The 13,579-nt window shown below is 67.2% G+C and carries 16 protein-coding genes; 9 read left to right on the top strand and 7 right to left on the bottom strand.

Annotated features, from left to right (window positions below; translation table 11 throughout):
* Positions 1-9 precede the first annotated feature (9 nt).
* Entirely contained in the window at positions 10-294 is a 285-nt protein-coding gene (locus QH168_RS06150) for a type B 50S ribosomal protein L31 (protein ID WP_280233487.1), read from the top strand.
* A gap of 1 nt (position 295) precedes the next feature.
* Complete coding sequence (gene rpmF, locus QH168_RS06145) at positions 296-469, top strand: 50S ribosomal protein L32 (RefSeq protein ID WP_280233486.1); 174 nt, start codon at positions 296-298, stop codon at positions 467-469.
* Between the two features lie 129 nt (positions 470-598).
* Here the strand turns inward: rpmF and QH168_RS06140 are convergent, their stop codons facing one another.
* From QH168_RS06140 to QH168_RS06110, 7 genes are all read right to left on the bottom strand, one after another.
* The gene (locus QH168_RS06140; protein ID WP_280233485.1) at positions 599-823 is read right to left on the bottom strand and encodes a hypothetical protein; all 225 of its coding nucleotides are present in this window, start codon (positions 821-823) and stop codon (positions 599-601) included.
* Between the two features lie 530 nt (positions 824-1,353).
* A complete protein-coding gene (locus QH168_RS06135; protein WP_280233484.1) occupies positions 1,354-1,650 on the bottom strand; it encodes a hypothetical protein in 297 nt (98 codons plus the stop codon).
* A gap of 18 nt (positions 1,651-1,668) precedes the next feature.
* Positions 1,669-2,487, bottom strand: a complete 819-nt coding sequence (locus QH168_RS06130; RefSeq protein WP_280233483.1) for an MHYT domain-containing protein — start codon at positions 2,485-2,487, stop codon at positions 1,669-1,671.
* Positions 2,480-3,106: a GTP-binding protein gene (locus tag QH168_RS06125; RefSeq protein ID WP_163826386.1), complete on the bottom strand. Its 627-nt coding sequence runs from the start codon at positions 3,104-3,106 to the stop codon at positions 2,480-2,482. The genes QH168_RS06130 and QH168_RS06125 overlap by 8 nt, the downstream gene beginning before the upstream one ends.
* A complete protein-coding gene (locus tag QH168_RS06120; RefSeq protein ID WP_280233482.1) occupies positions 3,096-3,470 on the bottom strand; it encodes a DUF742 domain-containing protein in 375 nt (124 codons plus the stop codon). Before QH168_RS06120 ends, QH168_RS06125 begins: the two co-directional genes overlap by 11 nt.
* Positions 3,471-3,477: 7 nt before the next feature.
* On the bottom strand, positions 3,478-3,891 hold the full coding sequence (locus QH168_RS06115) for a roadblock/LC7 domain-containing protein (RefSeq protein ID WP_280233481.1): 414 nt from the start codon (positions 3,889-3,891) through the stop codon (positions 3,478-3,480).
* The gene (locus tag QH168_RS06110; protein WP_280233480.1) at positions 3,888-6,749 is read right to left on the bottom strand and encodes a sensor histidine kinase; all 2,862 of its coding nucleotides are present in this window, start codon (positions 6,747-6,749) and stop codon (positions 3,888-3,890) included. Before QH168_RS06110 ends, QH168_RS06115 begins: the two co-directional genes overlap by 4 nt.
* 361 nt (positions 6,750-7,110) lie before the next feature.
* Here QH168_RS06110 and QH168_RS06105 point away from each other — a divergent pair, with 361 nt between their 5' ends.
* From QH168_RS06105 to QH168_RS06075, 7 genes are all read left to right on the top strand, one after another.
* Positions 7,111-7,797, top strand: a complete 687-nt coding sequence (locus QH168_RS06105; protein WP_280233478.1) for a response regulator transcription factor — start codon at positions 7,111-7,113, stop codon at positions 7,795-7,797.
* Between the two features lie 12 nt (positions 7,798-7,809).
* Complete coding sequence (locus QH168_RS06100; protein WP_432421042.1) at positions 7,810-9,366, top strand: ATP-binding protein; 1,557 nt, start codon at positions 7,810-7,812, stop codon at positions 9,364-9,366.
* Positions 9,367-9,461: 95 nt separating this feature from the next.
* Complete coding sequence (locus tag QH168_RS06095) at positions 9,462-10,742, top strand: S1C family serine protease (RefSeq protein WP_280233476.1); 1,281 nt, start codon at positions 9,462-9,464, stop codon at positions 10,740-10,742.
* Between the two features lie 59 nt (positions 10,743-10,801).
* A complete protein-coding gene (locus tag QH168_RS06090) occupies positions 10,802-11,296 on the top strand; it encodes a MogA/MoaB family molybdenum cofactor biosynthesis protein (protein WP_178125269.1) in 495 nt (164 codons plus the stop codon).
* Complete coding sequence (locus QH168_RS06085; RefSeq protein WP_280233475.1) at positions 11,293-11,481, top strand: hypothetical protein; 189 nt, start codon at positions 11,293-11,295, stop codon at positions 11,479-11,481. Before QH168_RS06090 ends, QH168_RS06085 begins: the two co-directional genes overlap by 4 nt.
* Positions 11,482-12,023: 542 nt before the next feature.
* Complete coding sequence (locus QH168_RS06080) at positions 12,024-12,698, top strand: MspA family porin (RefSeq protein WP_280233474.1); 675 nt, start codon at positions 12,024-12,026, stop codon at positions 12,696-12,698.
* Positions 12,699-12,762: 64 nt separating this feature from the next.
* Positions 12,763-13,428, top strand: coding sequence for an MspA family porin (locus QH168_RS06075; protein ID WP_280233473.1), 666 nt, complete (start codon positions 12,763-12,765; stop codon positions 13,426-13,428).
* Positions 13,429-13,579 lie beyond the last annotated feature (151 nt).

The raw sequence follows: 13,579 nt of genomic DNA, 5'->3' as shown, positions 1-13,579 counted from the left end.
GGACAACCGATGAAAGCAGGAATTCACCCGGACTACCACCCGGTGGTGTTCGAGGATTCGAGCACCGGGAAGCGGTTTCTGACCAAGTCGACCGCGACCGGCGAGCGGACCGTCGAATGGTCCGACGGACAGACCTACCCGCTGCTGGTGGTCGATGTCACCTCGGATTCGCATCCGTTCTGGACCGGCGCCAACCGGCTGCTCGACACCCAGGGTCGGGTGGAGAAATTCGAACGCAAATACGGTAAGCGGGCGCGCGGCACGCAGGGCCGACCGGAACAGAAGGAGAGCTGAGATGGCGGTCCCGAAGCGGAGGATGTCACGCTCCAACACCCGCAGCCGACGCGCGAACTGGAAGGCGACACCGCCGGACCTGGTGCCGGTCAGTGTCGGTGGCGTGGTGCACAAGGTTCCGCGTCGCCTCGTGCAAGCGGTGCGTCGCGGATTGATCGATCTCGATCGCCTCTGACGCGCCGCGGAGGACGGGGGCGGGCGACTCGCCACCGGGATGGCTGAAGCCGGGCGTATGGGCGGCGTACGAATCCGCTGCCGGGTCGCATGCGGTGACCCGGCAGCGGAGTGACGTGCGTGCCGGGGCTCAGCCCTGCTGCTCGGCCAGCCGGACGAGAGTGGCGGCGAGCTGGAAGTACTTGTTGTTGCCGAGATCGGCGATGGACTTGATCTTCAGAGCGTCGAGCAGCTGTTTGTCGTGGGTGTCGGTGAGACCCGCGAGCGCCGAGGGGGGAGCGGCGAGGATCTCGGCGAGGGATTTGTTCTCGTACTCCTTGTCGAGCACCTTGTCGAGCACAACGTTGACGGCCATACGAATCTCCTTCGAACGAACCTGCATGTGCGATGCCGACGATAGCGCGGCCGATAGCGTCACGGGGGCTGAACATCGGAGGATGTCGGCCATCGGCGCGGGCCCGTTTCCGTGGGATTCACCCGATGTGCACTGTCGGCCGAACGTGCGCTGTGGCAATCGGGTGGTTACCCTTGCTGTCGAGTCGACTTGGCGATACTCTCGAAGTACTGATTGCGAGCGAATTGCCAACTCTCGAAATTCGTACTGAGAGTTGGTTTTTGGCCTGATTAAAAGTCCCGCCGCACTGATGATTTCGCGATAACCCGTCGGTACCCTCGATCGGGAGGGCGGGTTCTCCCGGTTCAGGGAGAACCCGCTCATCGCCAAGAATCTCCGGCCTTCGCCGAAAGAAACTCATTCGCAGCGCATCTCAGCGCCTCGCCCCGTGTGTGTTCAGGCCACTCGACGATGATGCCGGGGCGCTCTCGTACCGCCCCCGCATGGCCATGACGGTCCGGCCTATCGGACCCGAAAGCAACCGGGCGGGCTCATCCGTCGCCCTCGGCCTCCACCGGGCGCTTGCCCCCGCCCGCCGTCACACCCGAATCCGGTCCCGCGCAACCAGCCACACCAGGCAGCGCCGAAAGCGCCGCCACCACCCTGCTCAGCACCTCACCGAGCAATGCGACAGGCAACGACACCAACCACGACAGCGACGGACCGGCCAACTGCTCCACCCGCACCACCAGATCGGCGACTGTGGCCTCCAAGTCGCTGACCTCCGTGCGCAATTCCCCGATCTGCGCGCGCAACTCACGCAACAGCGCTTCCTGCTCGGCCGTCATCGAATCCCCCCGCCCGGATCAGCGCGCAGGCTCGAGCACCGGACGCGGCGCCGGATCCACCGCCGCCAACTCACGCCGATCCGGCGCAACCAGCACAGCGGTGATCGGCAGCGCGAGCGCCAGCGAACCGAGCACGAACATCGGGAACACGAAATCGAACAACTGCATCCCGCCGGGCGCCTCGGCGGCATCATCGACACTGAAACGCAGCGCGGCGACACCGGTGTGGTACATACCGGCCACACCCAGCGCGAACAGTACGATCGTGCCCACCCGCGCCGCCAGGACCTGCCTCGACTGGAACAACCACAGACACGCGCCCGCGACGACCACCGCAATCACCGCGGCCACCGCCAGCAGCCAGATGGTCAGCTCGACCGAGCCCTGCACATCCGCCGCGGCCAACTCCAGGTACAGCATCAACCCGGCGCCAAGGCCCATCACCAGACCACCGGTCAGCAGCCGCGGCAGCCGCAGCTCACGCCCGGCGATCACCAGCCCGGCGAACACCGCGATAACGGCAACCGCGACCGAAACACCCAGCGTGGCCGCGTCATAGCGCAGTACGGTGCCCGGCACCGCCACCCCGAGCAGCAGCACCGCCGTCGCCAGCCAGATACCGACACCGCCGATCGACACCGCGGCCGCGGCCAGCCACACCGGACGGAACCGAGCCGAACGCCGACCGTGCACCACACACGCGAGGCCGACCAGCGCGCCGAGCGCCGAAACCCCGAGCGAGAGCCCGATGAGCCAAAAGCCCATCGCGAACCGATCCACTTCGGCGGTCGCATCGGCCGCGAACAGCCCTGTCGCCGAAGCCAGCGTGTCAGCCATGCCGGGCGGCCCCTTCCAATTCCATGGCCTGAAGCTCGGAGATCGCGTACTCGGTGACGGCCGCCAGCGCCTGCCGCACCTCGACGGCATTGCGCGCGTCGATATCCACGATCGGCACACCCGGACGCACCGACAGTGCCTCACGCAACTCCGCGATCGGGAAACGCGGTGCGTCGGGGAACCGGTTGACCGCGATGAGGAACGGCAGATTGCGCGCCTCGAAGAAGTCGACCGCCGCGAAACTGTCCTCCAGCCTGCGGGTATCGATGAGCACCACCGCGCCGATGGCGCCGCGGATCAAGTCGTCCCACATGAACCAGAAACGTCGCTGGCCCGGTGTGCCGAACAGATAGAGCACCAGGTTGCCCGGCAGGATGATCCGGCCGAAATCCATGGCGACGGTGGTCGTCTCCTTCTCCGGGGTATCGGCGAGATCATCGATACCGTCGGAGAATCGGGTCACCATCGCCTCGGTGCGCAACGGAACGATCTCCGATACCGCGCCGACGAAAGTGGTCTTGCCCGCACCGAAACCACCGGCGACGACGATCTTGGTCGACGCCGTCCGGTTGTCGGTGTCCTCGGGCGCGGAGCCCCGATCCGGTCTCCTATAGGGCACGGAGTCCACGCAATGTCCTCTCCATCAGGGAACGGCGTTCGTCATAGCTCGCCTGTTCGGTCAGAGTCGAATGCACTCGCAGGTTCCCGTCCACGACGAGATCGCCGATAACGACCCGGACCATACCCAGCGGACGGTCCAGGTGTGCGGCGATTTCGGCAACTGAGAGCAGGTGCGCACCGAGTCGCAGGATCTCGATGCGGATATCACCGGACGGCCAATCACCGCGCGGGGTATACGAGATCGTCTCGATGACCGCTTCCAGCGGCAGGTCGACCGCGGGCTCGGTGCGGCCCGACGTCAACGCATACGGTCTGACGCGAGTGGTTGGCCGGTGGTACGGCCCGGAGCCGAATGTGGACATCGAACACTCAGACGGCAGTGCGGGCGGTGGCCGAAACCACCGAGCCCACTCGATCGACGAGCAACGCCATCTCGTATCCGATGCGGCCGATATCGTGCGACTTGTTCGCCAACACCGCTAGGTGCGAGCCGTTGCCGACGCTCATCACCAGCAGATAGCCGCGCTGCATCTCCACGATCGACTGCATCACCTTGCCGCCGTCGAAAAGCTGTGCGGCGCCGGTGGACAGGCTGGCCAGACCGGCCGTCACCGCGGCCAGCTGTTCGGCCCGGTCGGCGGGGAGGGCGGGGCTGGTGGCCTGCAACAGGCCGTCCGCCGACACCAGGACCGCGTGCGAGACACCGGGAACGTCGCGGGTGAACCGGGCAACCAGCCAGTTCAGGTTCTCGTCTGTGGTGCTGTTCGGGTTCGGGTTGGTCATGCAAGCCCTCCGTCGTTGTGCTGCGCGTCGGCCCGCCCGCTGCGGACTCCACTGAGATGCCTGGTCAGGTTGTTCCGGATCTCCTCCGGGTCGCGAGCGCCCGCTTCTTCGGCCGGGGCCAGGCCGCCCGGCACCAATTGCGCGCCCGGCCTGCGGATCGGCAGCCCGCCGACCGTCCGGGCGCTGGTGGTCGGCTTACTGGCGTCCTCGGCCGCCATCCAGCCCGCGTCCGCGGGGGAGGACCAGGTGCTGTTCGACGGCTGGGTGGTCGCGGGCTCCACCAGCCACTCCGACACCATGCGCTGATAGATCGGGGTCGGCGAATCACCGCCGACGGGTTGCAGCCGAGTCGATGTCGAGGTCGCGGCCGCGGATTCGGCAGTGACGGTGACGGTCTCGGGTGCCTGCGGCGCCGGAACGGGCTGCGGTGCGGGAGCAGGCTGCGGTGCGGGAGCGGACTGCTGGGGTGCGGAGGGAACCTGCGGCTCCTCCCGGACGGTGGCGGGGCGACGGATCGGCAGACCGGAACCGGCGGTCGTGGCGCGTGGCTCCGGTTCGGGTCGCGCCGGTTCGGTCTGCGGGGTGACGATCGGATGCTCGGAGGTCTCCGCCCACAACCCGGTCGGTTCCTCGTCGGATTCGGCACTGACGATCCGGTTCGGTCCGGTCTCGGCGTCGCCGGGATGGGGTTCGGGGGTCGGCGGGCCGAACGGCGTGGCGTCGGAAGTTTCCTCGCTATCGCGAGTGTTCGCGGGCACCGAGATCGACGGCTGCCCCGACGGTTCGGCGACCCGCATGGACGGGCGACGCTGCGGCAGGCCGGAACTGGTCGTGCCCCAGGTCGAGATCGGTGGCGCGGTCTCGGCGTCCGACGGCGCCTGTGACGGCGTTTCCGGCAGATTCGGTACCGACACCAGCGTGCGCTGCGGCGGCGCACCCGGCGGCAGAGCGGCGAACGGATCGGTCGGTGGTTTACCGCCGGGCAGCCCGTCGGCGTCGTCGTCCATCGCCGGAGCGACGAGCGCACCCGGCAGATGCACGCTCGCGGTGATACCGGGCTGCTGCGCCATCGTCGAGGTGCGACGCAGGCTGACGGTGATGGTGTGGCGTTTGGCCAACCGACCGACCACGAACAGACCCATCCGGCGCGCGGTTTCGATGGTGACCTCACCACCGGAGGCGAGGCGCTCGTTGGTGGCCTGGAGGTCGTCGGCCGACATGCCGAGGCCGCGATCGGTGATCTCGATCAGATATCCGCCGTCGACCGCGCGCGAGACGGTGACCGCGACCGGCGTGGTCGGCGGGGAGTAGCGCAGCGCGTTGTCGATGAGTTCGGCCAGCAGATGCTCGATATCGACCGCGGGCTCACCGGCGACGACACCATCGGGCACCGTGCCGATCTCGACCCGCTGATAGTCCTCGACCTGGGAGACCGCGCTCCACAGCATGTCCGACAGCGGCACCGGCTGGAGCTGGCCGCGGCGCAGTGCCGTACCGGCGAGCACCAGCAGGTTGTCGCCGTTACGGCGCATGCGGGTGGCGAGATGGTCCAGGCGGAACAGGCTCTGGAGTCGTTCGCTGTCGTCCTCGTCGTGTTCGAGATCTTCGATCAGCGCCAGCTGCTGCTCCACCAGCGATTGGCTGCGCCGCGACAGCGTCTCGAACATATTGCCGATCTGCACCCGCAGACGGGCCTGCTCGGCGGCGAGATTCAGCGCCTGTTCGTGCATTTCGTCGACGGCTCGGGCCAGCTGGCCGATCTCGTCGGTGGTGTGCACCGCCACCGGGGTGATCTTCGGGGTGGTGCCACCGGCACGCACCACCGACAGCTCGTCGGGCAGCTTGACGTGGGCGACCTCGAGCGCGTCGCGGCGCAGCCTACGCACCGGGACGACCAGGGTGCGTGCGACCGCGAGCGCCAGCGCCAGACCGGCGAGCAGCACCGCCATCACGATGGTGGTCTCACGCAGCGCGCTGTTCTGCGCGGTGGTGGTGCGATCGAGCAGCGCGGCATCGATGATGTCGGTCAGCTGGGCGGTGGTCGCGTCGTAGGTGTCGGCACTGAGCCGCAACGAGTCGAGCACCGCCGGATTGCTCGCCGGGTCGGCGGTGTTCTGGCTGAAGGTCGCCAGCCTGGTCTGCACCGCGTCCAGCAGCGGGCGCATATTGCCCGCGAGTTCCGGCAGGATCTGCCCGTACTGGTAGATCATGGTCAGCTCGGCGCCCGCCGAGGTCAGCACCCTGGCCCGCATGCTCGGGTTGCGCGCGGCGTCGGGTGAGCTGATCAGCATGCGCTGCTCGGTGAGCACGCGGCGCGCGGTCTGAATCGTGGTCAGCTGGAGAAAGTATCGCTGGATGACGAGGTCTTCCACCGAGGGTGAGAGCGCGAGCGCGTTACCGATGCGCATACCGATCTCATCGGCCTGATCGCCGACCATGGCCGGTGATCCGCTGCGCAGGCTGTTACGCATGGTGGTGCCGATGGCGACGGCCGAGGACAATTCGGCGGTCACCTTGCTGCTGACCCCGGTGTCCTGGAGCGCGGTCTCCATATCCGCCAGCGCCTGATCGAAGCGGGTCAGCGCGGCGTCGGTGCCGGGGTCGGCCGGATTACCCCAGCTCGAGGTGGCGGTCACGGCCAGATGTTCGGTGGCGGTACCGAACCTGACGATGGGCCGGATGATGATGGCCTGTTCGGTGGCGGCGTCCAACTGATCCATGGTCTGGAGTTCGTTGTTGATCCGCAGTACGGCGAACACGGTGGCCAGCACCACCGGCAGCACGAGCACGATGCCGACCTTGCGGGTAACCGACCAGTTGGGCAGGCTGAATTGCCAGGGTCGCGGTGCAGCTTCCATCCGCTTGTGTCGCCTCCGCATCACGAGTGACCCCGGCCGCGCGTGGGGAGTTCTGGATTCGATTCGAACCGCGCCAGAACCAACCTGAGGTCTTCTTTTTACCGCAGGAAACATACCCCGCAGAGAGAGCATCGGCAATCTGGACGTTCCCTGCGTTAAACCTCGAATATGGCCGTGGAGAACAAGTTTCGCGTATGAATCATTGCACACCGGTCCGTTTGTCCGGCAATCCATCAAATATGCAGGTCAAGATCATTTATCCGGTGCCCGGCAAACGAATCGGCCCGCGGCTCCCACCTCGTGCGGCGTGTCACGGGAGCCCTCTCAGTCGGCTCTCAGTCGATGCGGTCAAACTGGGAACATGCGCATTCTGGTGGTCGACGACGATCGCGCCGTCCGGGAATCGCTGCGACGGTCGCTGACCTTCAACGGCTACACCGTGGACCTCGCGGTCGATGGTGTCGACGCACTGGACAAAGTGACCGCGCAGCGCCCGGACGCGCTCGTGCTCGATGTGATGATGCCGCGCCTGGACGGGCTGGAAGTGTGCCGCCGGTTGCGCAGCACCGGTGACGATCTGCCGATTCTGGTTTTGACCGCGCGGGATTCGGTTTCCGAACGAGTAGCGGGTCTGGACGCGGGCGCCGACGACTATTTGCCGAAGCCTTTCGCACTCGAGGAATTGCTCGCGCGGCTGCGCGCACTGTTGCGCCGTCGCACCAGCGATCCGGGTGAGGCATCGGAAACGATGCGCTTCGCCGATCTGTCGCTCGATCCGGTGACCCGCGAGGTGCTGCGTGGGTCGCGATCGATCAGCCTGACCCGCACCGAGTTCTCCCTGCTGGAAATGTTGATGGCCAATCCGCGCCGGGTGCTGACCCGCGGCCGGATTCTGGAGGAGGTGTGGGGTTACGACTTCCCCACCTCGGGCAACGCCCTCGAGGTCTACATCGGCTACCTGCGGCGCAAGACCGAGGCCGATGGTGAACCACGTCTGATCCACACCGTGCGCGGCGTCGGATACGTACTGCGGGAGACACCGCCGTAGGCGGGCGAGGACATGGCACGGACAACTTCCAAACGGCAGGCGAAATCCGGCGCGAACGAGACCGTCGCCCCGCTCGGCCAGTCGCGGCGCGGGGTGGACGAACCCGCGCCGATGCGCCCGCCCACCCCGTTGACCAGGACGGTGTCGCTGCGCTGGCGGGTGACCCTGCTCGCCGCCTCGGTGGTGGCCATCGCGGTGGCCGTCACCTCGATCGCGGCCTACGCGATGGTGGCGCGCGCCCTCTACGGTGACGTCGACGCGCAGCTGCGCGCCAGGGCCGCGACCATGATCAATGGCGATATCGACAGCATGGCGTTCCAGTCGCTCGGTGTGGCGACGTTGTTCTCCAACAACATCGGCGTCGGTCTGATCTACCCGTTCTCGGTGTCCTCACCGCCCACCACACCCGACGCCGAGCGCACCCTCGACAGCCTCCCGGTCTACATTCCGCCGCAGCCGACCAAACCACCCATCGGCACCGAGGAGATCGCGGTCGCCAAGGGCGAGCACACCTCGTCGCTGCGCACCTACAACAACCAGCGCGTGCTGGCCCGTCGCATGGATTCGGGTGTGACGCTGGTGATCTCCCAGCGGCTCGAACCGACCCGTGAGGTGCTCGACCGGCTGGCCTGGCTGCTGTTCGTGGTCGGTGGCTGCGGTGTGCTGCTGGCCGCCGCGGCGGGCACCGCGGTCGGTCGCACCGGATTGCGGCCCATCGCCAGGCTCACCGCGGCCACCGAGCGGGTGGCGCGCACCGACGATCTGACCCCGATTCCGGTTACCGGCGACGACGAGCTGGCCCGGCTCACCGAGAGTTTCAACACCATGCTGCGCGCACTGGCCGAATCGCGCGATCGGCAGCGGCGGCTGGTCGCCGACGCGGGCCATGAACTGCGCACACCGCTGACCTCGCTGCGCACCAATATGGAACTGCTGATCGCGGCGGGCCGACCGGGTGCGCCCCGGATCCCGGACGAGGATATGGCCGAGCTGCGCATGGACGTGGTCGCCCAGATCGAGGAGCTGTCCACACTCGTCGGCGATCTGGTCGATCTGGCACGGGAGGACGCACCGGAAACCGTCTACGAGCGGGTCGATCTCGGTGAGGTGGCCGAACGGGCGCTCGAACGGGCCCGGCGCCGCCGGGGTTCGATCGAGTTCGTCGCGGCCCTGCGGCCGTGGTTCGTCTATGGACACGAGGCCGGGCTGGAGCGGGCGATCCTCAACGTCTTGGACAATGCCGCGAAATGGAGCCCGGCGGGCGCGCAGGTGCGGGTGAGCATGGCCGAGGTGGGTCGCGGGCTGCTGGAACTGTCGGTCGACGATGCGGGCCCCGGCATCCCACCGGCCGAACGTGAGCTGGTGTTCGAGCGCTTCTACCGCACCACGGCGTCGCGTTCCATGCCCGGATCGGGCCTCGGGCTCGCGATCGTGAAACAGGTCGTGACAAAACATGGCGGCACCATCACGATCGATACGTCCGAGCGTGGCGGTGCGCTGATCCGCATCGTGCTGCCGGGTGAGGCGGGTGCGCTCGGTGCGCCCGCCGATAACGGGACGGGGCTATAGACATCGATCCGCAGAGAACTGAAAGCACGGTCTCAGTCGGCTCTCAGCAGTCCGCGTCACCCTGGACGCACGACGTGAGACAGAAACGAGAAACCATGACCGAGGATTTCACCGATCGACCGCAGGGGCCTGCGCCCGGGTCCGTGCCGCCGCCGGGCTTCCACTCGGCACCACCCCCGCAGGGCCAGCCGTACGGCGCCGCGCCGCAGCCGTTCGCCGCGCCGGAACCGCTCATGCCGCCGCAGCCGCCCACGCGTCCGATCCGCACCGGTCTCATTGCGGGCGCGGTCGCGCTCGCGCTGGTCAGTGGTGGCGTCGGCGGTGCGGTCGGTGCGGTGGTGGCGGGCGGCGACAGCGGCGGCACGACGGCCAGCAACGCTCTCGACGCACCGAAACCGAATATCGGTAATGCCGCCAACGCGCCCGCGGGCTCCACCCAGGCGGTGGCACAGCAGGTACTGCCGAGCGTGGTGATGATCAAGGTCGCCAGCAATCGCGCGCAGGGGGAGGGCTCGGGAGTGGTCCTGTCCTCCGACGGGCTGATCCTGACCAACAACCACGTCGCCGCGGGCGGCGGCCCCGACGCCAAGATGGAAGTCACCTTCGCTGACGGCAGTACCGCGCCTGCCACCATGGTCGGCGCCGATCCGGTCTCCGATCTCGCCGTCGTCAAGGTCGAGGGCAAAAACGGGCTCACCCCGATCGAACTCGGCAGCTCGGCCGGTTTGCAGGTCGGTCAGCCGGTCATCGCGATCGGCTCGCCGCTCGGGCTCGCGGGCACCGTCACCACCGGCATCGTCTCGGCGATGAACCGTCCGGTCTCCACCTCCGGCGACGCCGGTGCCGATCCGTCGACTCCCAACCCGGTCATCGACGCCGTTCAGACCGACGCCGCGATCAATCCGGGCAATTCCGGCGGTGCGCTGGTCGACGCCAACGGCAAACTGATCGGCATCAACACCGCCATCGCCACGCTCGGCGGTTCCGAACTCGGCGGCCAGCAGACCGGCTCGATCGGGCTCGGCTTCGCCATTCCGGTCGATCAGGCCCGCCGGGTGGCCGAGGAACTGATCAAGACCGGCCACGCCACCTACGCCCAGATCGGCATCAAGGTGCCGCGCAACGACACGGTGCGCGGGGCGCGGGTACTGGAGGCGACCGCCGACGGCCCCGCCGCCGAGGCCGGTATCCCCTCGGGTGCGGTCATCACCCGGATGGGTGATCGCACCATCGATTCCGGCGACGCGCTGGTTGCCGCCGTCCGGTCCAGTAAGCCAGGAGACAAGTTGAGCGTGACGTATACCGATGAACAGGGCGGAAACGCCAAGACGGTCGAGGTGACCCTCGACGCGGTGTCCACCGGGGGAGCGCGGTGATGCAGGTGCTGCACGGGGGTTGGGAACCACTGCTCGGCGATGGCGCTACGGTGAGCACCATGGACATCGATGGTTCCGTGGCAGGACGCGCACTGGTCGTGGTCGTCGACGATCGCACGGCTCACGGGGGTGTGGATTCGCTCGGCCCACTGGTCACCGAATTGCTCACCGAAGCGGGCTTTCTCGTCGACGCGTCGGTGACAGTGCAGGCCGATGAGGTGGAGATCCGTAATGCGCTCAACACCGCGGTGATCGGCGGCGTCGATCTGGTCATCTCGGTCGGCGGCACCGGTATGTCGCCGCGCGATGTCACGCCGGAGGCCACCTCGCAGGTGCTCGATCGTGAGCTGCCCGGAATCAGTGAGGCGTTGCGCTCCTCCGGGCGGGTGGCCGGTTCGCTGGACGCGGGCCTGTCGCGCGGTCTGGCCGGTATCTCCGGCAGCACCCTCGTGGTGAATCTGCCCGGTACCCGTGCGGCCATCCGTGACGGTATGGCGACGCTCGGTCCGCTCGCCAGCCGGGCGATCGGCGAACTCTCCGGATTGGACGAATGAGTTCCACCGACGATCGATCCGACGTCCCCCGCCCGGTCCGCCGGTCGGGGGACGCGGCGCGTCTGGCGCGCATCTTCGGTGACGTACTTCCCGACACCACGGCCGACGAACGTGGCGATGAGCGCGACACGCCGTCGAGTGGCGATGACTGGCTGCGGTCTCAGGTACCGCCGCACCACGGTTGAGTTCTTCGCGCCCTCAGCAACCTCGCCGAGGCTTACCCTCGCGCGCTATCTACTGCCCGGCTACGTAATTACTGGCGCGTAGCATTCTGGGTCATTCGAGCTTCAAGCATTTAAGTTCGCGGGACCTCTTCCGGAATACGTGCTCATCCCGTATTCGGCCCTGGTATCGGCGCGCTGCCCGGTCCTTTTCGGCTACTTCGCCGGAACCGGCAACCTGCATTTATGCACGTCAAGCGATATGAGCATTTTGCTGATGTGATGCAGATCACTGGCATCTTGACGAATACTTTCGTTGTCCGTTCCGTTACCGACGGTTAATCTCCCCTCGGACCTTCACGACCTTCTGCGTAGTCCAGTGGCCTGCACGAATGGGCAGACCTCGCGCGGTGGAGTGTGGTTCGGCAGTGTTGGAACCTTGCGTTGAAATAACAGCCGGTTACACAACGGCAACAAATGGGCGACACACTGAGCTTGGCCTGTGAGGACCATGTCCAGCCTCGACGGTCGAGGCTGGTCTGTTAGAAAAATTGATGAGGGGAAGTATGAGCGAGAACCGCACCAACGGTTTGCGCCGCGGAGCCCGTGCTGCGGGCGTAGGCGCCGCAGCCGCTGTGGCCCTGGGTCTGCTTTCGACCGGTGCCGCGAACGCGGATACCTTCGTGCCGTTGCCGGACGGCGAGAAGGTTGGTCCGGGTGTGACCATCAAGCGCACCCATGAGCATGCGTTGATTTCGCCGTCCATGGCGGCCAATGGCGCAGGTCGCGTTGTCTGGGTTTCGGGCAATGCGAGCGCGGACGTCACCGTCACGCCGGAAGGCGAGGTGGGTCCGAACAACGGTCCGACGGGTGCTCCCGGCACCAACAACTCCTCCACCCACGGAGCGTCGCAGCTGAACACGGGCTACCTCGTCGGCTGCCAGGTCAGCATCGGCGACGAGGCGATCTCCGCCGGTGTGTCGGGCAGCGTCGATGTCTCGGGTGCCTCCGTCGGCGGCGCGGTGGGTCTGGAGCTGGGTCCGGGCGAGGTGAAGTTCGTCCAGATCGAGTACAAGGACATTCTGAAGCCGGGCCACTACTCGGTGGAGTACCAGGACGTCGAGATGGAGATCCAGGGCTGCGCGGGTTACGCGCAGGCGCGGGCGTACACGGTCGTCGAGATCATCGGCGATCACTACTCGAAGACGACCCTCTACGGGCAGCCGTTCAGCATCGGCTGACGTCGTCGAATCGACCGTACAAACCTCTCGCCTCGAGCGAACTCGACCCTCGAAGGGTACAAACATGATCAACCGTAAGATCGTGGCGCGGGCGGCCGGTATCGGCGCCGCCGCGACCATGGCCATTGGCCTGTTCTCCACCGGTGCGGCCAACGCCGACACCTTCGTGCCGCTGCCCGGCGGCGAAATCGTCAAGACGCTGTCCGACGGCACCGTGGTGACGGTCCGCCTGGTCGGCGAATCGGCCAACATCAACCCCTCTCTCGGCTCGACTCCGGTGCACCGCAACACCTGGGTCTCGGCCAGCGCGCAGGTCGAGCTGTCCGGCTCGGGCGCCGTCGGCGGCAAGATCTACCCCGGTTACGTGGTCGGCTGCCAGGTCAACATCGGTGGCGGCGGCGTCGAGGGTGGTGGCGCGGCAGGCGGAACCTGGGAAGGCGAGCCCACCGGCGGCGTCGAGAGCGGTGGCGAACTGTCGCTCGGCCCCGGCCAGGCGAAGTCCTTCTACGTGCTCGACCTCGAAGAGGCCGATGATTTCGGCAGCGAGACGCACCAGACCCGCAACGTGTTCCGTGGCACCAGCGGTTCGGTCACCTGGGCCGATGAGACCATCGGTCTGAGCGGCTGCGCCGGTTACGCGCAGGCGCGGGCGTTCGTCAAGGTCAAGGTCGAAACCGACAATGTCATGTCGGTCGTGACCCTGTGGGGCCAGCCGTTCAGCCTGGGCTGATCGGGGCGCGCTCGGGCAGCGCTCGGGCCTGAGCAAACAGAACCAGCGCATGAGGACGCGGGTCTGTCACAATCGTGACAGGCCCGCGTCCTGCTGTTTCAGGCCTGTGACCGGCGAAGTCGCCCATCTCGCGGCCGATTGGGCCGATCTG

The sequence above is a fragment of the Nocardia cyriacigeorgica genome, assembly GCF_029868385.1.
GTDB lineage: Bacteria > Actinomycetota > Actinomycetes > Mycobacteriales > Mycobacteriaceae > Nocardia > Nocardia cyriacigeorgica_F.
Note: the sequence above shows the minus strand (reverse complement) of the source record. Positions and strands in the feature narration are given on the sequence as shown.

Excerpts from the sequence above, each read along its gene's own strand:
- QH168_RS06130 (WP_280233483.1), bottom strand. The coding sequence starts at position 2,487 with ATGGCTGACACGCTGGCTTCGGCGACAGGGCTGTTCGCGGCCGATGCG.
- QH168_RS06085 (WP_280233475.1), top strand. The coding sequence starts at position 11,293 with ATGAGTTCCACCGACGATCGATCCGACGTCCCCCGCCCGGTCCGCCGG.
- QH168_RS06115 (WP_280233481.1), bottom strand. The coding sequence starts at position 3,891 with ATGACCAACCCGAACCCGAACAGCACCACAGACGAGAACCTGAACTGG.
- QH168_RS06100 (WP_432421042.1), top strand. The coding sequence starts at position 7,810 with ATGGCACGGACAACTTCCAAACGGCAGGCGAAATCCGGCGCGAACGAG.
- QH168_RS06090 (WP_178125269.1), top strand. The coding sequence starts at position 10,802 with ATGGACATCGATGGTTCCGTGGCAGGACGCGCACTGGTCGTGGTCGTC.
- QH168_RS06150 (WP_280233487.1), top strand. The coding sequence starts at position 10 with ATGAAAGCAGGAATTCACCCGGACTACCACCCGGTGGTGTTCGAGGAT.
- QH168_RS06080 (WP_280233474.1), top strand. The coding sequence starts at position 12,024 with ATGAGCGAGAACCGCACCAACGGTTTGCGCCGCGGAGCCCGTGCTGCG.
- QH168_RS06110 (WP_280233480.1), bottom strand. The coding sequence starts at position 6,749 with ATGGAAGCTGCACCGCGACCCTGGCAATTCAGCCTGCCCAACTGGTCG.
- QH168_RS06075 (WP_280233473.1), top strand. The coding sequence starts at position 12,763 with ATGATCAACCGTAAGATCGTGGCGCGGGCGGCCGGTATCGGCGCCGCC.
- QH168_RS06120 (WP_280233482.1), bottom strand. The coding sequence starts at position 3,470 with ATGTCCACATTCGGCTCCGGGCCGTACCACCGGCCAACCACTCGCGTC.
- QH168_RS06105 (WP_280233478.1), top strand. The coding sequence starts at position 7,111 with ATGCGCATTCTGGTGGTCGACGACGATCGCGCCGTCCGGGAATCGCTG.
- QH168_RS06135 (WP_280233484.1), bottom strand. The coding sequence starts at position 1,650 with ATGACGGCCGAGCAGGAAGCGCTGTTGCGTGAGTTGCGCGCGCAGATC.
- rpmF (WP_280233486.1), top strand. The coding sequence starts at position 296 with ATGGCGGTCCCGAAGCGGAGGATGTCACGCTCCAACACCCGCAGCCGA.
- QH168_RS06095 (WP_280233476.1), top strand. The coding sequence starts at position 9,462 with ATGACCGAGGATTTCACCGATCGACCGCAGGGGCCTGCGCCCGGGTCC.
- QH168_RS06140 (WP_280233485.1), bottom strand. The coding sequence starts at position 823 with ATGGCCGTCAACGTTGTGCTCGACAAGGTGCTCGACAAGGAGTACGAG.